Source organism: Bifidobacterium apousia, assembly GCF_007559275.1.
GTDB classification, from domain to species: domain Bacteria; phylum Actinomycetota; class Actinomycetes; order Actinomycetales; family Bifidobacteriaceae; genus Bombiscardovia; species Bombiscardovia apousia.
On sequence record NZ_VMHK01000001.1, the window covers coordinates 22,066 to 47,189 of the forward strand.

Below are 25,124 nucleotides of genomic sequence, written 5' to 3' on the forward strand. Positions count from 1 at the left end.
CTGTTGATCTGCTCCTCGGCGGACGGACCTATGCACCGTCGGCCGAGGAGCGGATCGACACCCCCGTTGACGCCCAGGCAGCATTCATGCCAGGAAAACAACAGGTTATGCAACCCGCTCGAGCAGGCCTCGGCAGTCGGGGAATAATGAAAATTCAGTACCAGTCCGAGGCCGATTGTGGAAGCAACGAGGGTTCCCGCAGCAGGATCGGCCCCCGTCACAGAGAGGGAACACTATGGAAGTCAAGGATCTGACAGTTCTGGAACGGGCATCGCTGCTCTCCGGAAAATCCACCTGGGCAACCCGTGCCTTGAAGAGGGCGGGCATCCCGAGCATGGTCCTGAGCGACGGCCCGCACGGCCTGCGCCGCCAGACCGGATCAGGGGACAACCTGGGCATGGGCAAGTCCAAGCCCGCCACCTGCTTCCCTACAGCGGGCACCGTGGCCTGCTCATGGGACCCGGAGCTGGCCAAGACCATGGGCCAGGCGCTGGGTAGCGAGGCCAGGAGCCTGGGCGTCAACATGGTTCTGGGTCCGGGCATGAACATCAAGCGCAACCCCCTGTGCGGCAGAAACTTTGAATACTATTCCGAGGATCCCCAGGTGGCCGGTCATATGGCTGCAGGCCTGATCGAAGGCATCCAGTCCCAGGGCGTGGCCGCCACCCCCAAGCACTTCGCCATGAACAGCCAGGAGCTGCGCCGCCAGGCATCTGACTCCGTGGTGGACGAGCGCACCATGCGCGAGCTCTATCTGACCGGATTCGAGATCGCCGTGCGCCAGGCCCACCCCTGGGCCATCATGACCTCATACAACATGGTCAACGGCACCTATGCCAACGAGAATCCCCACCTGCTCAAGGACATCCTGCGCAAAGAGTGGGGCTTCGACGGCATGGTGGTCTCGGATTGGGGCGGCTCCAACAGCGCGGTCGCCGCAGCCGCCAACGGCTCCTCCCTGGAGATGCCCCAGGCCGGATATGACTCCGTCCGACAGGTTGCCAAGGCCGTGCAGGAGGGTCGACTGGACGAAGCCGACCTGAACGCCCGGGCCGAAGAGGTGGCGCGGCTGGCCAAGCTGACCTACCACTCTGACATGGATCCTGATGGGAATCTGACCGCGGATCAGATACGGGACCACCATCAGGTGGCACGGAGCATCGCCGAGGGATCCGCCGTCCTTCTGGTCAACCGGGAGGGACGCCTGCCACTGGCCGCCGGCACCCGGGTCGCCCTGGTCGGGGATATGGCCAAAACCGCAAGGTTCCAAGGATCCGGATCCTCAAAGGTCAACGCAGCCAAGCAGGAGAGCATGCTGGACCTGCTTAGGCAGGGCAACGGCGACGGACTGGAGCTGGCCTCCTACAGCCAGGGCTACGAACGCCATGGCGAGAAGAACCACTCTTTGATCGATCAGGCCGTGGCTGCGGCTGGCCAGGCTGACGTGATTGTCGCCTGCGTGGGCCTGGATGAACGCAGCGAATCCGAGGGTCTGGACCGTTCCCACATGGACATTCCCAGCAACCAGGTCGACCTGATCAAGGCCCTTGGTGCGACGGACAAGCCCCTGGTGGTCGTCCTGGTGGCAGGCTCCCCCGTCACCACCGACTGGATCGACCAGTGCGATGCCGTCCTCTACATAGGACTGTCCGGACAGGCTGGAGCATCAGCCACCCTGAACATCCTGACCGGCCGGGTCAACCCCTCCGGCCATCTGGCGGAAACCTGGCCCAAGTCCTATGCCGACTGCCCCAGCGCCGACTGGTACCCCGACCCCGCGCACGAGTCGATCTACCGGGAGGGCCCCTTCGTCGGCTACCGCTACTACCTGACCGCCGACGTGGAGGAACGCTTCCCCTTCGGATACGGCCTGTCTTATGCACACTTCGCCTACGCCGATCTGACCGTGGACGACAAGGGAGTCGCCTTCACCCTGACCAATGATTCGGACAGGCAGGGGGCCACTGTTCCCCAGCTCTACGTCCAGGCGCCCAAGGGCGGCGTGCTCAGGCCAGTCCGCGAACTGAAGGGCTTCAAAAAGGTCAGCCTGGAGGCCGGCCAGTCAACCCAGGTCCGCATCGACTTCGACCAGACGACCTTCCGGCACTTCGATACGGCCAGCAACTCCTGGCAGGTCGAGTCCGGCGACTGGACCATCATGATCGGATCCGACGCGCGCACCATGGAGCTGAGCGGGCACCTGAGCGTCCAGGGCACCGTCGACCCGCAGAATCCCGACCCTGCCTTGGGCGCCTACCTGACCGGCCGGGTCAAGGAAGTCGACGATGCCGCTGTGACAGCGCTCTTCGGCCACCCGGTGGTCCGACAGGGCACCGTCAGCACCTTCGGCGTCAACGATCCGCTCTCATCCTGGAAGGACTCCAGAAGCGCCCTGGCCAGGTTCGTGGCCAACTTCCTGGCCAAGAGCGAGAGACGCCACGAAGCCAAGACCGGCAACCCCGACCTGAACACCCTCTTCCTGCTCAACATGCCCCCCAGGGCCATGGCCAAGATGACCAACGGGCTGATCGACACGGCCATGGTCGAGGCCATCGTCCGCATTCCCAACGGCCACCTATGGAGGGGGCTGGGCGGATTCATCGCTGGATTCTTCAGGAACATGGCTGCCAACCGCAGGACCGGAAAGGAGCTCAATCATGAGTGATCAGCACAGCCAGCAGGCCGGACAGCCGGCCCAGGGGAAGACGACAACGGCCTCGCAGTGGGCGATCGTCCGCTGGTGGCGGCGGTTCAGCGACCGGCACACCACCCTGGCCCAGTTCATCGTCTTCTTCATCCTGTCCAACGGGGTCACCGTCCTGCAGCTGGTGCTCATGCCTGTGCTCAAGGCCATCTTCAACGGCACCTCCCTGGTGGGCACCAACTTCCAGATCTGGCGCATGGGGACCGTCGGCGGCAAGCCCTACTACCTGTTCGATTACGCAGCCGGGTCCATCGGCCACGGCGGCGGGGGCGGCCTGGCCTACTTCCTCGCGGTGGAGATCACCCTGCTGATCGCCCAGATCATCAACTTCTTCCTCCAGCGCAACATCACCTTCAAGTCCAACTCCTCGGTCTGGAAGGCGGCCTTCTGGTACCTGGTGGCCTACGTGATCATCACCATCATCGCGGCGGCGCTGCAGGGCTGGTACAAGGACCCCATCTACGGCTTCTTCCAGCACACCCTGAACTGGGGCAGCCTGGGGACCACCATTGCTGATCTGGTCACCATGATCATCAACTCGGCCATCTCCTTCTGGGTCTTCTTCCCCATCTTCAAGGTCATCTTCCGTCAGGAGCCCACCGAATCAGAGGCGAGCGCCCAGTAAAATTCTGGCCCCACTCCCCCGGCTGTCAATGAACCGGCATGCATCGGCAGCCAGAGGGGCGGGGCCTTTTCCTCAAACCCATCATGTACAGTGGTCGCATACAACGGCCGCCGACGGGATTACGGCAACCCCGCCGGCAACCCCGCCGACCCATTCTTTTGCGAAGTGATCGTTCATGACAGCTGACCGACCGGCCTCCACGAGCCCGCCCGTTCTCACCTTCATCGTCCCCGCCTACAACATGGCCCAGCATCTGCCGACCTGCCTGGATTCGCTCCTGAGCCGGGAGGGGGACGATCTGGAGGTCATCGTGGTCGACGACGGATCCACCGATGCCACAGCGCAGGTGGTGAAGTCATACCAGGCACGCCACCCGCACACTGTCCGCCTGATCAGCCAGACCAACAAGGGCCACGGCGGCGCGGTCAACACGGGTCTGGCAGCCGCCCGGGGCAGTTATATCAAGGTGGTCGATGCCGACGACTGGGTGGACCCGACCTCCCTGAGTCTGGTTCTGGACCAACTGCGCAACCAGTCGCGACGTTCGAATCCGGTGGACATGATGGTCACCAACTATGTCTATGAAAAGGAAGGCCGCAAGCATAAGCGGGTCATCAACTTCCGCAGCGTCATGGACCCGGGACGGGTGCTGGACTGGAACCATTTGCGGCGGTTCGGGCTGGCCCAGTACATGATCATGCATGCCCTGATCCTGCGCACCGAGGTGCTCCGCCAGGCCCACACCCGCCTGCCCGAGCACACCTATTACGTGGACTTCATCTACTCCTATCAGCCCCTGCCCTGGGTGCACACCCTGCTCTACCTGGACACGGATTTCTACCGTTACCACACCGGCCGTCAGGGCCAGTCAGTGCAGACCTCGATCATGATCGCCCGGGTTTCACAACTGCTGCTGGTCAACGGGCTCATGGCTGACTCCACGCCTGAACCAGGGACGGTTCCCCGTGGACTTTATCGTTATATGATCCACTATCTGTCCATTAACTGCGTGGTGACCTCGGTCTTCCTGATTCTCTCTCGCAAGCCCAGCAACTACCGAAACAAGGACATGCTCTGGCGAAGGCTAGAGCACCGCTCCCCCGTCATCGCCTCCGACGTGCGCTCCACCCTGCTCTGCCGGATGATCAACATGCCGGGCAGGCCCGGTCGCTTGGCCATCCGTCTAGGTTATAAGGCCGCCGAAGCCGCCATGGGCTTCAACTGATCGCCCACCCGCGGCAGGAGTACACAGAGGCTGAACCAGTGATGTTCGGTCCGCAGGGTCATCTCGCCCTGATAGCGGTGAGCTATGTGCCGAATGGACTTGACCCCGTAGCCATGCAGGCCATCCTCAGTCCTGGTCTTGGTGGTGGCCAGCTCGCCATTGCCTTTCCAATTCAGGGGCGATGCGAAGTAGTTTTCAATGCGAATCACCACGAATTGTCCCCGGGCATACAGGGCCACCTTGATCAGGCGGCGGTCGGGTTCCTCAACCTTCCTCAAAGCCTCAATGGCATTGTCCAAGGCGTTGCCGAAGAGGGTGGAGACATCCATGGGCGACATCCCCTCCAAGAGGGAGCCCTCGGCCACCATGGTCAGGGTGATCCCCTCTTCGGAGCAGATGCGCTCCTTGGTTGACATGACCACGTCCAGGATGGGGTTGCCGGTGTGCTGCTGGGACCCGTACCGCCCGACCGCAGCCTCCAGCTCCTCGAAATCCTGGGACTTGCGCTCAGGGTCCATCTGCGAGCGCAAGGCGGCGATCTGATGCTTGAGGTCGTGGGCGAGCCTGCCCATGGCCTCCAGATTTTCCTTGGATCGTATGTACTCCCGATGCTGGCTGTAAGCCCGGGCGTTGATGGAAGCCAGCTCGGCGCTGGTATGGCTCTCCCGCAGCTGTTCCTGCTGGGCGTAGAGCATGGCGAAGCCGCACAGATCCACCAGCGTGCGGATGTAGAAGACCTCCAGGCCGACCCGACCGGAGAAGGGGGTGTTGGTGGAAACGAAACTCAGGTTGGACATGGCGAAGGTAACCACAGCGATGACCGCGGCTATGAAGACGCTGCGTCCTGGCACAGAAGGCTGGGCATCGGCGAAGTTGCGCCGTTCCGCCACCCAGGCCAGCAGTCCTACGCCCCCGTAGATCAGCACCAGCAGGATCAAGGACGCCGGGTCGTACAGGCTGTGGTTGGAAGGACGCATGAAGGAATCCAGCTGCCAGTGCAGGGAGGCAACCAGCTCGGCCAGGACGAAGGCACGGGCCAGCAGATAGGCCCCGTCCAGCGCCCTCAACCCCGAAGCCAGCATGATGATGGCATACATGCAGGCCACGGCCAGACACATGCTGATGATCCAGAAGGCGATAGGCAGGGTGCCGGCCCAGTATTGGACCCCGATGAGCACGGCCAGACCAGGCAGAAGCACAACCGTCATTCTCAGGCGTGATGTCCGCACGCCGATGGCCAGCAGATAGACCAAGCAACCCAGCCACTCGCTGATGCCCGTATAGAGCCGGGGGATGTCGGGCAGGGCGTTGAGGATGTGGGTGCTGGTCATGGCCGACCTGCCACATAGGCGGTCAGAGCCGTCATGAAGGCCTTCTTGCGGGGCCGGCTGACCCGTAGCCGCTGGCCGGTAGACATGATGCAGTCCTGGTCCTCCATGCCCGTCACATGGGCTAGGTTGACCAGGTAACAGGAGTTGGAGCGGAAGAATCCTTGCTGGTCCAGCTGGCCCTCCAGGCTTTTCAGCGTGTTGTTCGTGGTCAGTGAGGAATCCAAGGTGTGAATGACGCTGCTGTGGCGAACGGATTCGATGAAAACGATGTCCTTGAGGGGGATCCTGGTGGATCGGGCACCCTCGGTGATCAGGATGGACAGGTCCACGCGGCCGCGCACCTGGGCGATGGACCGGTCCAGCTCCTGGGAGAAGGCGAACCAGGGCAGGGGCTTAAGCAGATATGAGAGAGCGCCCACCTCATAGCCGTTGATGGCGTACTGAGGGGCGGAGGTGATGAAAACGATGACCACCGACTCGTCACGGGCGCGTACCCTGCGGGCCACTTCGATTCCGTCCATGGGGGTCATCTGAATGTCCAGAAGGAGGATGTCATAGACGGGTCGATAGCCATCCGCAAAAGCCTTGCCTTCGGTGAAGACGCTGACCGTCAGTTCTTCCTGACGTTCCTTGCGGTAGCGGCTCAGGTAATTGACCATGGTCCGACAGCTGATGGAGTCGTCATCCACCACTGCGATTCTGATCATCCTGGCACACACTCCTTACCCCGTCGACCAAGGACCCATGGCCGCCGTTATCACCGTTCTTCAATGATATCGGAGATGTCCGCATGGCAGACCCCGCTTGCCTGAAGCCGAACGCTGACAAGCAGGGGGGTTGGCTTGAAAAAAGCAAACAAGTTTGAACTACTCGTTTTGTACGTTGCGAATGAATTCTCACTTGTGGGCGGGAACGATTAGAGTCGAAACATGTCTACCTTCGCACCCTCTTCGTCCTGGAAACCCTCCACCTGGCTGGCCCGTCTGATGCTGCTGATGGCCGCGGCCGCCTGGGGGGCCGGATACACCTTCGAAAAGGTTGCCATGGAGACCCTGACCGTGCGCTGGCTGATGGGCATTCGCATCCTCTGCGCCATCGTCATCATGACACCCTTTTTGCTGCCCCGGCTGCGCAGAACCGGGGCCATACACACCCTGGTACCGGGGCTGATTCTGGGGGTCAGTTACTGGGCGGCCTTCAGCCTGCAGATGATGGGGCTGACCACCATCGCTCCGGGCCGCAACTCCTTCCTGACGGCCACCTACTGCATCTTCGTGCCCTTCCTGGTCTGGATCATGGCCCGCCGACGGCCGGCCCTGCGGCACTTCGTCGCGGCCGCCATCTGCATCCTGGGCGTGGCTCTGATCTCGCTGCCGGCCCAAGGCGGGGGACAGGGGCTGGTTCTGAGCACTGGCGACCTGCTGACTCTGGCCGGCGCCCTGCTCTACGGGGTCAACCTGGTGATCACCGGTTTCCTGACCAAGAAGTTCGATGCCCCCACGCTGACCTACCTGGAGCTGCTCTTCGGCGGCATGCTCTTTCTGGTCTGCGCGCTGATCTTCGATCCCTTGCCCACTGCGGCCGACTTCACGCCCTCGACCCTGGGTTCCATGATGTATCTGACGCTGATCTCGACCCTGATGGCTCAGAACTTTCAGAACATTGCCTTCTCCAGGGTCCCCGCCGCCCAGGGTTCGCTGATCCTGTGCTCGGAGAGCCTGTTCGGCATGCTGGTCTCGGTACTGGTCCTGCACGAGGAGCTGACGGCCACCCATCTGCTGGGCTTCGCCATCATCTTCGCCGCCATCATCCTGTCCGAGGTCAGGCTTCACCCACGCCGGTCGTCGGCGGATTCCTCTGCACCGGTGTCCTCCTCCCGGTAGGATGCCCCAGGCAAGAGGTCATAGGGCATCTGCCGCTTGATCAGGTAGAAGACCAGCAGGAGCAGGGCCAGGATGCGCGTCGCAGTCTGAACCTTGCCGGTCCAAGGGCCGAAGACAGCCAGGATGACTGCAGTCCTGAACAGATAGAAGAGGAAGCGGGACCAGCCATGCCGCTGCTTGGTTTCGACGGTCATGTGGGTGAAGGTGGCGCCCAGCGTCCGTCCCCGGCGGGGCAGGGGTATGAGCAGTTCAAAGATCAGCAGCATGGCCAGATCAACCACGGTTCCGAACACATCCAGAGCGGACGGGGCGATCAGCAATCCACCAAAGCGATAGTGACCATCCAGCTGATAGGCGCCCAGGCGATGGACCGCATAGGTCACGCCCATCCCCAGGGACATGGACAGAATGGTGGCCAGAAGCAGATCCAGAGCCAGGGAGACGGCACGATGAATGAACCCAGGGTTGGTGACCAGCTGGGCAGCGTCAGCCTGACGAGTGGGAACGAGCTTGTTGGCCACCATGGCCACCAGGTAGCCGATCAGAGCGCCTGAAGTGTTCCAGATCAGGTCGTCCACATCGAAGAGGCGGTAGGCGCAGCCCACGATGCCGAAAACCCCGGTCAGCTGGGCCGTTTCGATGAAGAGGGAGACCAGGAAGGCAACCGGCAGGGCCAGGATGAAGCGCCAGCGGAAGACCCGCCCCATGATGAAGCCCAGAGGCAGGAAGAAGGCCACATTGAGCAGGATCTGCAGCATGGCCATCCGCCCGCCTGTGCTCAGGTCGGCCAGGAACTGCATGGGATTGAGCTGGGGGGTCAGATGATGGGTGGCGCAGAAGGCAGCACGGTCGTCGGGCATGGGCCAGAGGGTGAAGAAGACCAAGGCCAGCAGGTACAAGACGGTCAGATAAGCCGCCATGGCTGCTGTCAGCCGGAGCCGGTGATAGCGGTTGTAGATCAGGGCAAGGATGGGCAGGGTCAGGATCAGCGAGGCCAGGGGCCAAAAGACCAAAGATATGCCGAAGGAGCCGCTGAAGTAGTCCAGGTATGTCGAGAGCACAATTCCAGTCTAAATCGTGCTTAGGCCTGTTGTCCGATTGACTGCGCCGACGAAGAGCTCAGTCGTCGCCCAAGGTTACGTGGATGCCGCCAACCAGGGAGCTGACCAGATTGTAGAGAAAGGCAAAAATGGTGACCAGAGCCACTACTATGACGATCTCGAAGATAGAGAAAATGGTCACCGAGCTCAGGACCGTCCCCAAGCTCAGCACCTGGCCCAGGTCGAAACCACCCGCATCCAGGCCTGTCTTGGAGATGACCTGGGTCAGGTTGTCAAAGAGCCCCATAGCGTTGAGCAGAATCCAGAGCAGGGCGGCGGCCACCACCTGAATGATGGCCCCGGCGATGGACAGCAGGAAGGTGACCTTGGCCACGGACCAAGGTTCCAGCCGGGTCAAGGACAGCTGCATGCGCCGGGCCCGAGGCACGTGAGGACGCGTGGTCGAAGAGGCCTTGACCGGACCGGCAGCAGAAGCTGCGGTTCTTACGGAACGCCCTGATGCCGTCCGGCCGGCAGCAGAAGCCGGGGGAGTGGCCGATGATGGTCGGCGGGACTCGTCCTTTTCGGATTCATCAGCCTTGGTCTTTCCGGTTTTGGGCTTTGCTGTACCCTTCTTACCGGTACCGGCCTTGGCCTGCTTCTGATCATCCTGGCTCATCGGCACTCCTTGATCCTTGCATTCACCAGTCCGCGCACACCGCCGCAGGACCTGCACGACTTCTTACGAGGCTACCAGTCTTGTCAGACTGGTAGCGGACCTGCTCAGTCCTCTTGGGCCAGACCTTGGCCGTCGCCGGTTCCGGTGGTGGCGATGGGCTGATCCTTGGCCGCCAGGGGAGCTGCAGGAGCCACATCAACCTGACCGCTACTCTCCTCCTGATCGTCACGCTCGGCATTGCGGGCGATCGAGAGGATTTCATCGCCCTTGTCGGGCTTGGCCAGGGTGACCCCCTGGGTGTTGCGGCCGGTCCGCTTGACCTCGGCCACATCGGAGCGGATGACCTTGCCGGACTTCATGATGGCCATGATCTGATCGTCCTCGTTCACCACCAGGGCGCCGACCAGAGAACCACGGCCCTCGACCATGGCTATGGCCTTGACGCCGTAGCCGTTGCGGCCCTGCAGGCGGTACTCGCTCAGAGCGGTGCGCTTGGCGAAGCCCTCGTCGGTGACCACCAGCAGATCATCCCCGGACTCCTTGGCGATCACGTCCATGCTCAGCAGTTCGTCGCCAGGGCGGAACCGCATGCCTTGGACGCCGGCGGTCTGCCGTCCCATGGGCCGCAGGGTGGAGTCGTCGGCCGGGAAGCGCACGCTCATGCCCTTGCGGGAGACCAGGATGATCTCGTCGTCGGCATTGCAGAGGGCGGCACCCACCAGCTCGTCGCTCTGGGGCACCTCCTGCCCCTCCTCGTCGGTGACGGTGCCCAGCTCCATCAGCCGCACAGCGATCAGGCCGCCCTGGCGTGGCGAATCATACTCGGCCAGACGGGTCTTCTTGACCCGTCCGGTCCGGGTAGCCAGAACCAGATAGTTGGCATCGTCGTAGCCATGCAGGGAGAGGACCTGTTCGATCCGCTCGCCCGGGCCCAGCTGGAGCAGATTGGCCACATGCTGTCCCTTGGAGTCGCGGGAGCCCTCGGGCAGCTCATAGGCTTTGAGCCGGTACACCCGCCCCTTGTTGGTGAAGAAGAGCAGCCAGTTGTGGGTGCTGGTCAGGAAGAAGTGGTCCACCACGTCGTCCTCGCGCAGCCTGGCCCCGCGGATACCCTTGCCGCCGCGGTGCTGGGCCCGGTACTCGTCGGCCTTGGTCCGCTTGACGAAGCCGGAGTGGGTGACGGTGACCACCACCTGCTCATCAGCGATCAGGTCCTCCACGTTCATCTCGCCCGAGTATGGGACGATCCGGGTGCGCCGCTCGTCGCCGTACTTGTCGACGATCTCGTCCAGCTCGTCGCCCACGATGGTGCGCTGGCGCTCGGGGTGGGCCAGAATGTCGTTGTAGTCGGCGATTTTGCGCATGAGATCCTCATGCTCGTCCAGGATCTTCTGCCGTTCCAGGGCGGCCAGACGGCGCAGCTGCATGGCCAGGATGGCATCGGCCTGGACCTCGTCCACATCCAGCAGCTCCATCAGGCCAGTGCGGGCCGTCTCTACATCCTTGGAGGCGCGGATCAGGGCAATGACCTGGTCGATCATGTCCAGGGCCTTCAGATACCCCTGCAGGATGTGGTCGCGATCCTCGGCTTCCCGCTTCAGATAGCGGGTGCGCCGCTCGACCACATCCAGCTGGTGGTCGACCCAATGGCGGATGAAGGCATCCAGACTCAAGGTCCTGGGGACCCCGTCCACCAGGGCCAGCATGTTGGCCCCGAAGGTCTGCTGCAGCTGGGTGTGCTTGTAAAGGTTGTTGAGGACCACCTTGGGCACGGCATCACGCTTGAGCACCAGGACCAGGCGCTGGCCGGTACGGCCCGAGGTCTCATCGCGCATGTCGGCGATGCCTTGAATCTTGCCGTCGCGCACCGCCTCGCGGATGGAGGAGGCCAGCCGGTCGGGGTTGACCTGGTAGGGCAGCTCGGTGACCACCAGGCACATCCTGCCGCGGATCTCTTCGGTGTTGACCACGGCCCGCATGGTGATCAGGCCGCGTCCAGTCCGGTAGGCCTGCTCGATGCCCTTGTGGCCCAGGATGGTGGCGCCTGTGGGGAAGTCCGGCCCCTTGATGATGGCGATCAGGGCGTTGAGCAGCTCCTCCTTGGAGGCCTCGGGATGCTCCAGGGCCCAGTGCACGCCCTTGGATACCTCGCGCAGGTTGTGAGGAGGAATGTTGGTGGCCATGCCCACGGCGATGCCGGCTGATCCATTGACCAGCAGGTTGGGGAAGCGGGAGGGCAGAACCGTGGGTTCCTGGGTCTTACCGTCGTAGTTGGGGATGAAATCGACCGTGTCCTTGTCAATGTCGCGCACCATCTCCATGGCCAGGGGGGCCATACGGCACTCGGTGTACCTCATGGCGGCCGCCGGGTCGTCGCCGGGGGAGCCGAAGTTGCCCTGGCCGTCCACCAGCGGGTAGCGCATGGACCAGGACTGGGCCAGACGCACGATGGTGTCATAGATGGCCGCATCGCCATGGGGGTGGTACTTGCCCATGACGTCGCCCACCACGCGCGAGCACTTGTTGTAGCCGCGGTCGGGCCGGTATCCGCCGTCGTACATGGCGTAGATGACCCTGCGGTGGACCGGCTTCATGCCGTCACGGACATCGGGCAGGGCCCGCTCCACGATCACGGACAGGGCGTAGGAGAGGTAGGATTCCCGCATCTCCTGCTGGAGGTCGATGGGCTGAATCCGCTCGCCCTTAAGGAGGCCGTAATCGGTGTTGTCCATCTCCTGGGGGCTGAGCGGCTCTCGGGACCCGTCGGGCAGGTTGAGGCCGGCCTGGTCCGGGCTGTTGTCATTGTTGTTATCGTCTGCCAAAATCGATCCTTAGCTCAAATGGTGAAAAGGGGAGGCTTCCGTCTCAGGCGTCGATGAAGCGGGCGTCGTGGGCGTTGCGTTGGATGAACAGACGCCGAGGTTCGACCTCGTCGCCCATGAGCATGGTGAAGGTCTCGTCGGCCTGCTCAGCGTCATCGATGCGGATCTTCTTGAGGATGCGGTGATCCGGATCCATGGTGGTCTCCCAGAGCTCCTGGTAGCTCATCTCGCCCAGACCCTTGTAACGCTGGATCCCTTCGCCCTTGGGCAGCTGTCGGCCGGAGGCCTTGCCCTCGGCCAGGACCCTGTCGCGCTCGGCATCGGTGTAGACGAAGCTGTGGGGCCCCTTGGTCCACTTGAGCCGGTAGAGCGGGGGCATGGCCACGTAGACGTAGCCAGCCTCGATCATGGGCCGCATGTAGCGGAAGAAGAGGGTCAGATTCAGGGTGGCGATGTGGGCGCCGTCCACATCGGCGTCGGCCATGATGATGACCTTGTGGTAGCGCACCTTGTCGATGTTGAAGTCCTCGCCGTATCCGCCGCCCACAGCCGTGATCAGGGATTCGATGGTGTCGGACTTCATCATGCGGTCCAGACTGGCCCGCTCCGTGTTGAGAATCTTGCCGCGCAGGGGCAGGATGGCCTGGGTCATGGGGTTGCGCCCCTGGATGGCCGAGCCGCCTGCGGAGTCGCCCTCCACGATGAACAGCTCGCACTCCTCGGGGTCGCTGGACTGGCAGTCCTTGAGCTTGTCGGGCATGCCGGCCGTCTCGAAGATGGACTTGCGGCGAGTGTTCTCGCGGGCCTTCTTGGCCGCGATCCGGGCCCGGGAGGCCTCCATGGCCTTCTGGATGATGGCCTTGGCCTCGCCGGGATGGGCGTCGAACCAGTCGCTCAGCCTCTCGGTCATGACCCGCTGAACGAAGGTCTTGGCCTCGGAGTTGCCCAGCTTGGTCTTGGTCTGGCCCTCGAACTGCGGATTGGTCAGCTTGACGGAGACCACGGCGGTCAACCCCTCGCGCACGTCATCGCCCGAGAGGTTGTCATCCTTGTCCTTGAGGATGTTTTTGTCCCGGGCGTAGCGGTTGATCATGCTGGTCAGAGCCGCACGGAACCCCTCTTCGTGGGTGCCGCCCTCGGTGGTCGCGATGGTGTTGGCGAAAGTGTGGACCGACTCCGAGTAGGCGGTGGTCCACTGCATAGCCACCTCGGCGGAGATGCCCAGCTTCAGGTCCTCGGCCTCGAAGTCGATGACCTCGGCCTCCACAGGCGTGGCCTTCCTGACCTTGACCAGGTAGTCCACATAGTCCTTGATGCCGTTGGCATACTGGTAGCTGACGGACTGGCCCTTCTGCTCAGGGGTCTGCTCCTCGCCCGCCACCTCGTCACCGGCCTGGTTGTTGGGGCGCAGATCGGTCAGGGTGATTCTCAAGCCCTTGTTGAGGAAGGCCATCTGCTGGAAACGGCTGCGCAGGGTCTCGAAGTCGTAGACCGTGGTCTCGAAGATTTTGGGATCGGCCCAGAAGGTCACGGAGGTGCCGGTGCCCTCGTCCGGTCCCATGGCCTGATCCTTGGACAGGGGAGCGGTGGGCTTCTGGTTGTGGAAACTCTGATGCCAGTGGTAACCCTGACGGCGCACCTGGACATCGATCCGGGTGGACAGGGCGTTCACCACAGAGATGCCCACGCCGTGCAGGCCGCCTGAAACCGCGTAGCCGCCGCCGCCGAACTTGCCGCCGGCATGCAGCTTGGTCATGACCACCTCGACTCCGCTCTTGCCCTCGCCCGGCACCTCGTCCACAGGTATGCCACGGCCGTTGTCGTCCACCCGGATGCCGTTGTCGGGCAGGATGGTGACTTCAATGTGATCAGCGTACCCGGCCAGAGCCTCGTCGACCGAGTTGTCGACGATCTCGTAGACCAGATGGTGCAGGCCCCTGGGACCTGTAGAACCGATGTACATACCGGGACGGACGCGAACAGCCTCCAGCCCCTCCAGCACTTTCAGATCGCTGGCGTCATAGTGTTCGGGGGAGAGCGAGTCATCCAGCTGCGCGTCGTCCAGCTGATCCTGGCCCGTCATGCCGTCATCCTGAGGCTTGTCCTCCTCATGCTCCCGGCCCTCTTGCGGGGTCCGGGACGGGTCAGTGTTGAGATCTGCCACGGATAGTCCTTTCTGCACCCCCATGGTCGCCCACTGACGACAAAGCAGCTTCCGTTCGTGGTCGAGCGGGGGATCGAGTCATGGTCACCAGGTTCCAAATCGTCCATAAAGGGGCCTTGGAAGCGTTTGACCCTATAACCTATAGATTACCAGCGCTAGGGGACTTTAGGCTTACAGAAAGCTGGGAAGACGGTATTCGCAGATTATGGGTTCATCCGTAGGTGTCGCGCACGCCTCGGCCGGGCGGATCGAACCGAGAACGGCGGAAACTGTAGTTGTGGGGGCCAGTCACCCGGATCTGCTTGACCGGCATGCCCAGCCGCTTGACAATGGTCGCCTTGAGCTGGGGGACCAGATAGGTCAGCTGGGTGGCCCAGACTGTGGTCTGCGCCTGGATGATCAGCACGCCCTCCCGGCAGGAGACCACTCTCGAATGAGCGGCGATGCCGGGTCCCACCACACTGTCCCACTGGTTGCGCAGCCGGGCCACCTTCAGGTGGCTGGTCCACCCGCTCCCGGCAGCCAGGCTGGTCACCACTCCTCCCAGTTTGGCGGGGTCGCGGCCTGGCTTGCCGAATGCATACCAGGCCTTGCGGGAGTCATCCTCCCGCTGCCGACGAGTAGCCGCCCGTCGCGTGCAGCCCTCGAAGACCAAGGCCGGCAATCGACGCTGGTCCAGGTGCAGGGTCTCAACCATGGGCGCCTTCATGACAGGTCGTTCCCCTCCGGCCCATCCGGCATATCAGAGTCCTCATGAGCCGTCCCCCTGGTTCGACGCAAGTCCTGCATGGCAATGGCGATGGCCGGATCCTGGGCAGCCGGATCGGATGGCTGCACGGGCCTCAGTGCGGACACATCCACCAAGCTGGCACCCTGCAAGGAGGGGATATCGCTGTCGGCGGCCACAGTGATCAGCACCTGGTCCTGCTGGCGGGCAAAGTCGAGAATCTGATCCCTGCGGCCCCGATCCAACTGGGCGAAGACATCATCCAAAATAACGATGGGATCCAGGGCGCGACGATCCTTGACCACCTGCAGCAGAGCCAGCCTCAGAGCCAGGGCCAAGGTCCACATCTCACCGTTGGAGGCGAACTCCCGGGCAGGCATGCCGTTGAGGGTGAAGACCAGATCATCGCGCTGGGGGCCGATCAGATTGGTGCCCCGGGCCACTTCCCCCGGGTATATCCGCTGAAAGTGGCGGCTGACGGCCTCGGCGACCTCGGGACCGGTCTGCCCATCGGGTCCTATCTCCTCCAGGGAGGGCCGGTAGGTCAATCGGGCATCCTGATCAGGGCCTGCCAGCCGACCATACAGATCACTGAAGGGCCGGTCCAGAGCCTCTACCAGAGCCGCCCGTCGTTGGCTCAAATCCAGCCCCGTGCGAATAAACTGCCCAGTCCATACCTCTAGGCCGGACAGGGCTGCGTCACGCCCATCACCCGAGGGGTCGCGGCCCGCCTGGGAGAGCTGCTTGAGCAGGGCGGCGCGCTGCCTGGCCACATGGCGAAAATCCTGCCGAACCTGAAAATAGTCAGCATCGAGCTGGCTGCCGGCCTGGTCCAGCACGGCCCGCCTGGCTGCCGGCTCTCCGGAGACCATCAGCTGATCCTCGGGGCTGAAGGTCACGCAGGGCACCCGGCCTACCAGGTCACGCTGATAGAGGGCAGGCCCGCCGTTGATTCTTCCCCGGTTGGCTCCCTTGGCGGCAATGGTCAGCTCATAGTCGGTGGCAGTCCCGTCCTGCTCCAGCCTGGCCCTGACAGTGGCCTTGGACTGCCCACGCTCTACCAGGGGCAGCGAGGATGAGGTCCTATGGCTGCCGCCGGTGGACAGAACTTCGATGGCCTCGACCAGGTTGGTCTTGCCCAGACCGTTGCGCCCCTCCAGAATGGTCACTCCGGGCTCCAGATCGAGGACGCAGTGCTCCCAGGAACGGAAGTGATCCAGAACCAGACGGGAGATGTGCACGGCGATCGTTCCTCGAACCTGCCCGGGTGTCAGTTGTTGAAACGCATGGGCACCAGCAGGTACCGGTAGTCCATGGACTCCTCGGAATCCTGCTCCTGCTGGCCGTTGAACTCCACGGCCTTGACCGCCGAGGTCATTTTGATACGGACAAAGGGCTCGGCGATGGCGCCCAGCCCGTCGATCAGATAGCTGGGATTGAAGGCTACCGTGATGTCTTCGCCATCCAGATCCGCCTGCAGAACCTCATGGGCCTGTGCCTCGTCAGCCGTGCCTGCGCTCAGGGTCACCTCGTTGCCGGAGAAGACCATGCGAATGGGGGCGTTGCGTTCGGCAACCAGGGCCACGCGCTTGATGGCGTCGATCAGATCCTGCCTGGCGATGACCGCCTGGATGGGGTACTCGTCCGAAAAGAGACGATCCACGGCCGGAAATTCCCCGTCAATCAACTGGGTGGTGGATATCTTGCCAGCGTTTTCCACGCCCATGATGGTGGGGTTGTCAGCCTCGTAATCCATGGTCACGTTCTGGTGTTCGTCGAGGGAGCGGGCAATGTCTCGTAGCAGAGAACCGCGTATCAGCATCGAGGTGGAGAAATCAGCGTCGCGAGGAGTCCAGGTGAAGCTCGAACGGGACAGCCTGAAACGGTCGGTGGCGGTCATGACCACCTTGTCCCCGCTGATTTCGGTTTTTACGCTAGTCAGGACTGGACGGCTCTCTTCCCGGGAAACTGCGACGATGGATTGGGAGATGGATTGGATAAAGGTCTCAGCATCTACCTGGCCCATGGGTTCGGGAACGGCAGGGAGGTCGGGATACTCGCTGTCAGGCATCAGCTGCAGGGAAAAAGTGGATTTGCCCGAAGTGATGGTCATCTTGGATCCCTCGGTTGATAGGTAGGTCTTCTCCGAAGGCAGTGATTTAGTGATGTCCGCCAGAAGTTTGCCTAGGACTAGAGCCGTTCCGGATTCGTCGATGCCTGCTTCGATATGGTTTCTCGCTGAAACTTCATAATCGAAAGCAGAAAGTTTCAATGTTCCGTCCGAGGCTTCCATTCTCACGCCCGCCAGAATCGGCGAAGCCGGTCGGGAGGGGATGATGCGGGTGGTCCAAGCCACTGCATCTGAGAGTGCGGATGAATTCACTTCTACTTTCATGGGAGCCTTCTTGTCGATGAATGAACTGGGATCATTCTATCGAATAGGTCAGGGGATGTGGTTGGAGTGAAGAAGTGTGCTTGAATGTGACGATGATTGTTGCATAAATATACATAGAGTCATCGTAATAAGCTCGGTGGATGGTGTGGATAAGTTTCCAAATCCTTGCAATGCGGTGGATATACCTCATCCAGGCGCTGTGGATAAGTGGTGAGATCGATGTGACTAAAAAGCCAAATTATCCACAAGGGCGGATTTTTGCTGAGTTATCCACAAAAGTATGGTGGTTATTCGCTGAAGATCCACCACTTGTCCCCGGAAAATCGGTGGGTTATTCCCAAGGTTTGCCCACATCTGGGGATAAGAAGGTGGATATCTTTTTCTGATGATCCACACCGGTTCCTGCGTGTCGCATCAGTTCTGAGGCTGCTTGAGCCGGACCGTCAGTTCCATGACGTAGTTGTAAATCTCCCGCTTTTCCTGCATCTCATTGGAGATGCGCGTATAGGCGTGCATGACTGTGGTATGGTCGCGGCCGCCGAAGACCTCGCCGATGTCTACCAAGGACATGCTGGTCATTTCCCGGGCCAAGTACATGGCGATCTGCCGGGCCAGGGCAATGTTCTTGGTGCGCGTACGGCCGACGATATCGTCAAAGGTCAGATGGAAGTACTTGGCCACCTGGGAGATGATGTCGGTGGGCTTGATTTCTACGTCCGTGGAGAAGAAGTCCTGCAGGGTCTGTTCAGCCAAGGCCGTGGTGACTGGCTGGTTATTGAGGCTGGCCACGGCTGTGACACGAGTCAGAGCCCCCTCAAGCTCTCGGATGTTCTCGGTGAAGCGTTCCGCGATCAGATCCAGGACCTCGTTGGGAATGCTGACCCCGTTCATGGAGGCCATCATTCTCAGGATGGCCACTCGGGTCTCCCTGTCTGGCGGCTTGACGTCCACGGTAAGGCCCGAGTCGAAGCGCGAGATCAGTCGCGATTCGAAGCCTTTCAGATTCTTGGGGGCCACGTCCGAGGCGATGACGATGCGCTTGTTGGCGTCGTGCAGGGCGTTGAAGGTGTGGAAGAACTGGTCCAGGGTGGCTTCCTTGCCCCCCAGAAACTGGATGTCATCGATAAGGAGCACATCAACCTGCCGGTAGCGGCGGTTGAATTCCGCGATCTGGCCCGAGCCTTGGGTTGAGTTCTGCAGGGCGTCGATGAACTCGTTGGTGAATTCCTCCGAATTGACGTATCGGACCTTGAGCGAAGGATCCTTAACCAGGGCATAGTTGCCAATGGCGTTGAGCAGATGGGTCTTGCCCAGACCTGAGCTGCCATAGATGCACAGGGGATTGAAGTCCTGGCCCGAGCCTTCGGCCACGGCCAGGGCCACGGTTCGCGCGAAGCGGTTGGAGTCGCCTGGGACGAAGGTATCGAAAGTGGCGTTCTTGTTCAGATGAGTCTGCGGATCGCGCTCCACCCGGTTCTGGCTCATGGGGAAGCGAGGCACGGTAAAAGCGGGCCGAGACGTTGTCCGCTCGGCCTCGGCCTGCTGATCGGCATCAGCGCTCGCCGTGGACCTTGTAGCAGGGGAGGACTCGGACAGCTCGGCCTGCATGTCCAAAGTCATGGGCACGTAGGTGCCCTGATGGAAATCATTGGCCGAGACGATCGGGGTTTTGGCGGTCCCTGCGGTCTCAGGCCTCCAATTTGAACGGGTCTCTGTGCCGGAGGAGGATCGGCCGGTGCTGTTCTGGCGCTGGTAGTCGCCGTATGGATCCTGGGCTGGGCCGGGGACCTGACGGAACTCGCCGCTTCCCGGGGCGGAGCCAGCCATGGCGGATGCGCGTTGGTCGTTCTGTTGGTCGGCAGCCATCTGCTTGGCCATCTGCTCAGGGTAGACGATTTTGATGGCCGGGAACATTTCCTGATTGGTGACCAGTTGCAATGCGCTGAGGACGGGCTGGCTGAGCGGTCCCTGAATAGCTTCCTGGGTGGCCTTGGAGGAGACACGCAGAACGATGGTGGTGCCGAAGACCGCCTCGGGGGTGATGTCTTCAAGCCAGCCCTTGTCCCTGGAGGTCAGCGAACTGCTGTAGCGGAGCACCTGCAGGACCGCATCCCAGATTCTCTTGGCCTGGGCAGCGGCATCCAGCGGATCCTGCGCCATCAGTGTGCTCCTCTCTTCTCGACGACGGATTTCCCGTGTTTCCTGCTTCTCTCAAAGTCGACAGTAGCCCATTGTTACACCGACTTTGCGTGGTTATCCACAGGATAGCGTGTTGTGTCTGCGCTGAATGTGAATAACAGTGATGTAATTTGTGGATAAGTGAGGAGGCGCTTTCTCGCGCCACGACAGGGTTTGTGCAGGATACGAGGCGGTCCTTGTCATCTGAGGGGCGGATGCCTGTTTGACTCCGTCCCGGCTCCTGTGTACCGTGATATAGCTTGACTCATAACGAGCCGTACTCGAGTATGTCTACACACGGGAGCAACGAATTATGAAGAGGACATTCCAGCCCAATAACCGCCGTCGTCACATGAAGCACGGGTTCCGCGCTCGCATGCGCACCCGCTCTGGCCGCGCTCTGATCAATCGTCGCCGGGCCAAGGGCCGTCGGACGCTCTCCGCCTGAATCGGATTTCGATCCTTTCGCAAAAGGTGGAACGGCTGAGGAGCCACCGGGAGTTCACGGCGGTGCTCAGGCGACACCATCGGGTCAGCAGCCGGGATCTGGTTATTCATTATTCGATCCCTGGATCTGACCAGACGGTGACCCCGCTGCCGGTGGCATCGGTTGCGCACGAAGGGCGGCATGACATCCTGCCTGCGGGCAGACGCCGCATGGGACTCGCTGTATCCAAAAATGTAGGCAATGCCGTGACTAGGAACAAGGTCAAGCGCAGATTCAGGCAACTTGCCGGATCCAAGGAGGGCCTGCTGCCATCCTCCTGTGATCTGGTCATGCGCGCCAAGCCCAGCGCTGCCAGAGCCACCTATGAGCAGCTGGAGGAGCAAGTGGACAGGCTCTTCCGTGACCTTATGCGCAAGACTGGCAAGATTGCCGGCGGCTCTGAAGGGCGAACGCAATCAGGTTTGCAGCTCGTCGGGTCCAAGCGTCAACCGGCTCAACGGCTGGAAGCCAATGAAGGATACAGGGCATGAGCGGCCTGGCCTCCCGGGCTCTGCAGGGTGCAGTCCGCTGGTATCAGCGCCATATCTCACCCCTCTCGCCGCCGCGGTGCCGTTACTACCCGACCTGCTCCCAGTACGCTCTGACCGCTCTGAGGCGGTTCGGGGCCTTGCGTGGAACCATCCTGGCCGTTCTGCGGCTATTGCGCTGCACGCCTTTCAACAACGGCGGGATCGATGACGTGCCCCAGAGGTTTTCCATCTTCTATCGGTTCCCGTGGTCCAAGGCCCATGAGGAGGCCCGGCTGACCCCCATGGCCCCAGACAAGGAGACGGCCTGACAATGTTCCAGAACAACGACACTTTCACTTTCGATACGGGCATATACGGCTTCTTCTATAAGATCCTCTACCCCATCGAGTGGCTCATGACCTACATCATGACCTACTGCCACAAGTTCCTGACCCTGATCGGGCTCCATAAGGGTCCCGGGGTGGCCTGGGCGCTCTCGGTAGTGATGCTGGTGCTGGTCGTCAACCTCTGCGTGCTGCCGCTCTTCATCAAGCAGCTGCGATCCATGCAAAAGATGCAGGCCCTGCAGCCCAAGCTGATGAAGATCCAGAACAAGTACCGCAACAAGAAGGATCCAGCCAGCCGAGAGGCCATGAGCCGGGAGACCATGAAGGTCTACCAGGATAACCATGCCAACCCCATGAGTTCCTGTCTGCCCGCGCTGGTCCAGGGCCCGGTCTTCATGACCATGTTCTACGTGCTTTCGGCTGTGCCCTTCATCGCCCGGGGCAAGCGGGCGCCCCTTGGAGCCTTCAACCGACAGGTGGCGCGGGAATTCGAGGAGACCACCTTCTTCGGGCTGCGGATTTCGGACAACTTCATGTCCGCCCAGGGTGCGGGCCGCATAGTCATAGTGGTCTTCATCGTGCTCATGTGCCTGGCCATGTTCTACTCGCAGTTCCACAACGTCCGGCGGAACATGCCCAGGTCGGCCATGCAGGGACAGCAGTACAAGATGCAGCAGATGATGGCCTTCATCTTCCCGGTCATGTACATCTTCTCAGGCATCTACTTCCCCTTCGCCGTGCTGATTTACTGGCTGACCAACAACCTTTGGAATCTGGGCCGAACCCTCTTCCAGGTCCGCCATATGCCTACGCCGGGCTCGCCGGCTGCAGAGAGCAAGGAGGAGCGGGACCACCGCCGTGAGAACGCTCGTCGCAAGCGCCAAGGGCTGCCCTCTTTGGAGGAGGAGCAGCTGATGGAGGCCAAGCGGCTGGAGGAGGAAGCCCGCAACAACAAGAACGTCTCCCACCAGCGTTCTCAGCCCCACCGCAAGCGTCGCGGTCGTTGATGCAGCTACTGGCAGCGGTGGCCGGTGCGGTGACCAAGTTTTCGGTCGGGCGGATACTGGAGTAGTCTGCAATCATCACGTCCGTGTATCCTCAATACTGGACACTCGATTGGTGACTAGGAATCCAGTGGACCTGAGGTTATGAATCGGATGTAAACGCGTGTAAGGAGAGCATAGATGTCTCAGTCTCTGGATCAGGGAAAGACCATCGAGCAACTCAATGAGGAGGCGGATGTCGCCGCCGACTATCTGGAGGGGTTGCTGGACATCGTCGATTACGAGGGCGATATCGAGATGGGGGTGCGCAACCACCGTCCGACCGTGCAGATTGTGGCTGACGACGACACGGATATCAAGCATCTGATCGGCAAGGATGGCGAGGTGGTGGATGCCCTGCAACAGCTGACGCGGCTGGCCGTGCAGCAGAAGATAGGGGAGCGCTCCCATCTGATCGTGGATGTGGACGGCTTCCTGCGGCGCAAGCGCGAGCATCTTCGCGAGCAGGCCCTGGATGTGATCGATGAGGTCCGTGAGACCGGCGATCCCGTCAATATGAAGCCCATGAACTCCTTTGAACGCAAGATCGTCCATGACATGGTCCGAGAGGAGGGGCTGAAGTCACGCTCCCACGGTGAGGAGCCCCACCGGTACGTCACCGTCTACCTGAAGGCCAAGAGCGAAGACGAGGACCTGCCTGACGATGTTGAGGACGAGCCAGTCGGGTATGATGCCCCGCTGGACTCGGATGAAACCGATCAGGCCGATGATTCGGCTGACTACGCGGCTGATGACGATCCTGCTGGCGCGGACAGGGAGTGATTGCAGAACCAAGTAGGGCTGTGCGCCGATGAAGTATTGGTGACGTCCGCCTTGTTTGGATTGTTTCATTGTTTGCTGCCGTCAGACTGTCTAAGTTTGCTGTGCTATCGGCCAGGGTCGTGCCATCTGTCAGATGTATTGCCTTGTCTGGCTCATGATGGTGCTGAGTTTGCCATGCTGCTTAATTCGGAATGATCTTGGTTGGTCATCCCATATAGGAGGCCGCCTCCTATGCTGGTTCCGTGAGGATACTGATGTGTGCCTTCGACGCTATTTTGCAGTTGAAAACCGCATGTTGGTAACTGCTTTCAGAATCCAGTGGTTTCAGATTCTGACATGGTGGAATCTCCTGGATGCAAGATGCAAGACAGTATGACGCTGTCGGGGTCTGTGGCTGTGATTGACTGCGCGTCGAATGTGAATGTGAGGAGTTGAAATGGCTGTTGTGGATGATGAACTGAACGATAGTCCCCTCTTGAGGCAGGTGCTTGGCGATGCTTTGTCACCCATGCAGCGTTTTCACGACAAGCTCTTAGGTGAGGGTGTGGAGAGGGGCATCATCGGCCCTCGCGATGAAGACATTATTTGGGAACGGCACATACTCAATTCAGCTGCCATTGTGCCTTTTGTGCGAGAACGATTGACTACTGATGGTCAGACAGCAACGGTGGCAGATATAGGTTCTGGTGGGGGCTTTCCGGGCATTGTGCTAGCTGCGTGTCTTCCGCAGTGCAGTGTTGTGCTTGTCGAGCCAATGGAGCGGCGTGTGCTCTGGTTGCGGGAAGTCATTGATGAGTTGCACCTGGTTAATGCCTCAGTGCTTCGCAAACGTGCAGAGGATCTGGTCCCGCAATCCTCTCACGCATCGAATCGGCACAAGAAAAGAGCTTCACAAAGCCACCGTCATGGTCGTCGCCGAAGCGAGGAAGGGTCCAATTCTGTTTCTGGCCATGGTTCTTCAACTTTGGTCACCACCAGGAATGGTGATAGTCAGCAAACCGTGAATGGTCCTGAATCATCGGCAGCGATGGGCGGAGAAAGTCTGGCAAGGGTAGGTTCCGCGCCTTCAGTACCTGAGACTTTTGATGTCGTGACCTGCCGGGCTGTGGCACCTATGACAAAGCTCGCTGGGTGGACCCTACCTCTCTTGAGATCAGGGGGTCAGCTTATTGCCCTTAAAGGCCGTTCAGCGCAAAATGAGCTTGATAAAGCTGCTAAAGAGATAAAAAAATATCATGGAGTGAATCCACGGGTCAGCCAAGCTCCAGTTGCACCTGGTCTTGAAGAAACCCACGTAGTTCTTGTGGACAAACGCTAAAACACGACGTTGATACAACATTATTTTATGACTGCGTTGTCAGAGCATTTACTTGATAGCGAGATAAAAATCAGGCAACCTAGGAATTTGCTATATCAGAGAATAAATTATCAGCATTCAAACAGAGCCATGTCAAAGCTAATGAGAAATTATTGAACAACTCTTCTTGATTGAAACTGCCTTTCCCGGACAGCAACATGAGTGGTTGCCTCCTTATCGTGATGGGTGCCATGCTCAGTTAAGGGGAGTGCAAGCACACTTGTGATCCTGTATTGCCTTCCTTAGAATGGTTGTCACTCCGGAGCTTTTATGAACTTTGACACTCCAGTATCTATCCTGTGTCAAAGAGTAAGGCTGCAGCTGTTTACATATAATTATAATATTTGAAATAATCATGCCTGTCTCTTTTGCGATTGAGCACTACGCTTTGTATCTTCCGGTTGCTTCGCTTCGAGTCTTAGTTGATACTGGTTTTGTCTCCCGTACATCGTTGGGCTAATTGTATGGGATATATCTTCGAACTTGATATATACCGCCAACTTTCTGACGCTTGATTAACCGTCTCTGGCGACGTTGTCCTTTTGGCGCTCGGTGATCTATAAATTGACCTGCTTTACCCAGTTCTTGCGTAGACCATTCTATTTATACTCGCCATGGTGTGTTCATTTGCAGGTCCCATTACATACAGGGGATTTAACGTGTTTGAACCTGTGCAGCGCCCTTCGTTGTCTAATCATTAACACTTACCGAGCAATATTGATCGTTATACATGTATGAGCGATAACTGGAGTAATCGATTGGTCAGCCACGGAGAAACTCCGGAATCACTTTTCAACATCGAATATTCTTCTGATGTTGGAGGTAGAGGTTAGCGCTGCACTGAGTACAAGAGAGATATTCACT

19 protein-coding genes and 2 pseudogenes are annotated in these 25,124 nt (G+C 60.4%); 11 read left to right on the forward strand and 10 right to left on the reverse strand.

The genetic code is table 11. The annotated features are described in order from the left end of the window. The first annotated feature begins 235 nt into the window (after positions 1 to 235). The 3 genes from FPK30_RS00075 to FPK30_RS00085 all read left to right on the forward strand — a co-directional run bounded on the left by FPK30_RS00075 (position 236) and on the right by FPK30_RS00085 (position 4,554). Complete coding sequence (locus FPK30_RS00075) at positions 236 to 2,665, forward strand: glycoside hydrolase family 3 C-terminal domain-containing protein (RefSeq protein WP_144084795.1); 2,430 nt, start codon at positions 236 to 238, stop codon at positions 2,663 to 2,665. Next, complete coding sequence (locus tag FPK30_RS00080) at positions 2,658 to 3,329, forward strand: hypothetical protein (RefSeq protein WP_198189407.1); 672 nt, start codon at positions 2,658 to 2,660, stop codon at positions 3,327 to 3,329. The genes FPK30_RS00075 and FPK30_RS00080 overlap by 8 nt, the downstream gene beginning before the upstream one ends. A gap of 175 nt (positions 3,330 to 3,504) precedes the next feature. Beyond that, positions 3,505 to 4,554 carry a glycosyltransferase family 2 protein gene (locus FPK30_RS00085; RefSeq protein ID WP_144084796.1) on the forward strand — a complete coding sequence of 350 codons (1,050 nt, stop codon included), beginning with the start codon at positions 3,505 to 3,507 and terminating at the stop codon, positions 4,552 to 4,554. Here the strand turns inward: FPK30_RS00085 and FPK30_RS00090 are convergent. Beyond that, positions 4,518 to 5,885 carry a sensor histidine kinase gene (locus FPK30_RS00090; protein ID WP_144084797.1) on the reverse strand — a complete coding sequence of 456 codons (1,368 nt, stop codon included), beginning with the start codon at positions 5,883 to 5,885 and terminating at the stop codon, positions 4,518 to 4,520. The genes FPK30_RS00085 and FPK30_RS00090 overlap by 37 nt on opposite strands. After that, positions 5,882 to 6,592, reverse strand: coding sequence for a LytR/AlgR family response regulator transcription factor (locus FPK30_RS00095; protein ID WP_144084798.1), 711 nt, complete (start codon positions 6,590 to 6,592; stop codon positions 5,882 to 5,884). The genes FPK30_RS00090 and FPK30_RS00095 overlap by 4 nt, the downstream gene beginning before the upstream one ends. A gap of 222 nt (positions 6,593 to 6,814) precedes the next feature. Between FPK30_RS00095 and FPK30_RS00100 the strand changes: the two genes are divergently transcribed. Continuing rightward, positions 6,815 to 7,768, forward strand: a complete 954-nt coding sequence (locus FPK30_RS00100; protein WP_121914851.1) for a DMT family transporter — start codon at positions 6,815 to 6,817, stop codon at positions 7,766 to 7,768. Here FPK30_RS00100 and FPK30_RS00105 read toward each other — a convergent pair. The 7 genes from FPK30_RS00105 to dnaN all read right to left on the reverse strand — a co-directional run bounded on the left by FPK30_RS00105 (position 7,714) and on the right by dnaN (position 17,595). Then, entirely contained in the window at positions 7,714 to 8,829 is a 1,116-nt protein-coding gene (locus FPK30_RS00105) for a VanZ family protein (protein WP_144084799.1), read from the reverse strand. The two genes, FPK30_RS00100 and FPK30_RS00105, sit on opposite strands and share 55 nt — an antisense overlap. A 58-nt stretch (positions 8,830 to 8,887) precedes the next feature. Next, positions 8,888 to 9,487, reverse strand: a complete 600-nt coding sequence (locus FPK30_RS00110; RefSeq protein ID WP_144084800.1) for a DUF3566 domain-containing protein — start codon at positions 9,485 to 9,487, stop codon at positions 8,888 to 8,890. A gap of 104 nt (positions 9,488 to 9,591) precedes the next feature. Beyond that, complete coding sequence (gene gyrA, locus FPK30_RS00115) at positions 9,592 to 12,219, reverse strand: DNA gyrase subunit A (RefSeq protein WP_415873696.1); 2,628 nt, start codon at positions 12,217 to 12,219, stop codon at positions 9,592 to 9,594. A 133-nt stretch (positions 12,220 to 12,352) separates the two neighbouring features. Further along, complete coding sequence (gene gyrB / locus FPK30_RS00120) at positions 12,353 to 14,392, reverse strand: DNA topoisomerase (ATP-hydrolyzing) subunit B (protein WP_222102856.1); 2,040 nt, start codon at positions 14,390 to 14,392, stop codon at positions 12,353 to 12,355. Positions 14,393 to 14,684: 292 nt separating this feature from the next. Then, positions 14,685 to 15,170 (reverse strand): DciA family protein, encoded by a 486-nt coding sequence (locus tag FPK30_RS00125; RefSeq protein WP_415873692.1) that lies wholly within the window; start codon positions 15,168 to 15,170, stop codon positions 14,685 to 14,687. Positions 15,171 to 15,178: 8 nt separating this feature from the next. After that, positions 15,179 to 16,441 carry a DNA replication/repair protein RecF gene (gene recF / locus FPK30_RS00130; RefSeq protein WP_144084804.1) on the reverse strand — a complete coding sequence of 421 codons (1,263 nt, stop codon included), beginning with the start codon at positions 16,439 to 16,441 and terminating at the stop codon, positions 15,179 to 15,181. 29 nt (positions 16,442 to 16,470) lie between these two features. Continuing rightward, entirely contained in the window at positions 16,471 to 17,595 is a 1,125-nt protein-coding gene (gene dnaN / locus FPK30_RS00135) for a DNA polymerase III subunit beta (RefSeq protein WP_144084805.1), read from the reverse strand. Between the two features lie 140 nt (positions 17,596 to 17,735). Here dnaN and FPK30_RS08180 point away from each other — a divergent pair, with 140 nt between their 5' ends. After that, positions 17,736 to 17,981: a hypothetical protein gene (locus FPK30_RS08180; protein ID WP_222102851.1), complete on the forward strand. Its 246-nt coding sequence runs from the start codon at positions 17,736 to 17,738 to the stop codon at positions 17,979 to 17,981. Between the two features lie 28 nt (positions 17,982 to 18,009). Here the strand turns inward: FPK30_RS08180 and dnaA are convergent, their stop codons facing one another. After that, positions 18,010 to 19,755: a chromosomal replication initiator protein DnaA gene (gene dnaA / locus FPK30_RS00145; RefSeq protein ID WP_144084807.1), complete on the reverse strand. Its 1,746-nt coding sequence runs from the start codon at positions 19,753 to 19,755 to the stop codon at positions 18,010 to 18,012. Positions 19,756 to 20,086: 331 nt separating this feature from the next. Here dnaA and rpmH point away from each other — a divergent pair, with 331 nt between their 5' ends. The 6 genes and pseudogenes from rpmH (at position 20,087) to FPK30_RS00175 (ending at position 24,221) form a co-directional block, all read left to right on the forward strand. Further along, positions 20,087 to 20,221: a 50S ribosomal protein L34 gene (rpmH, locus tag FPK30_RS00150; RefSeq protein WP_015022700.1), complete on the forward strand. Its 135-nt coding sequence runs from the start codon at positions 20,087 to 20,089 to the stop codon at positions 20,219 to 20,221. A gap of 26 nt (positions 20,222 to 20,247) precedes the next feature. Next, a pseudogene (gene rnpA / locus FPK30_RS00155) lies at positions 20,248 to 20,646 on the forward strand (ribonuclease P protein component); the annotation flags it as partial. A gap of 101 nt (positions 20,647 to 20,747) precedes the next feature. Further along, positions 20,748 to 21,059 carry a membrane protein insertion efficiency factor YidD gene (gene yidD, locus FPK30_RS00160; protein ID WP_045925193.1) on the forward strand — a complete coding sequence of 104 codons (312 nt, stop codon included), beginning with the start codon at positions 20,748 to 20,750 and terminating at the stop codon, positions 21,057 to 21,059. 2 nt (positions 21,060 to 21,061) lie between these two features. Continuing rightward, positions 21,062 to 22,084, forward strand: coding sequence for a membrane protein insertase YidC (yidC, locus tag FPK30_RS00165; protein WP_045925058.1), 1,023 nt, complete (start codon positions 21,062 to 21,064; stop codon positions 22,082 to 22,084). 177 nt (positions 22,085 to 22,261) lie between these two features. Then, positions 22,262 to 22,798 (forward strand): annotated as a pseudogene (locus FPK30_RS00170) (Jag family protein); the annotation flags it as partial. 541 nt (positions 22,799 to 23,339) lie between these two features. Continuing rightward, entirely contained in the window at positions 23,340 to 24,221 is an 882-nt protein-coding gene (locus tag FPK30_RS00175) for a 16S rRNA (guanine(527)-N(7))-methyltransferase RsmG (protein ID WP_144084810.1), read from the forward strand. Positions 24,222 to 25,124: the final 903 nt, after the last annotated feature.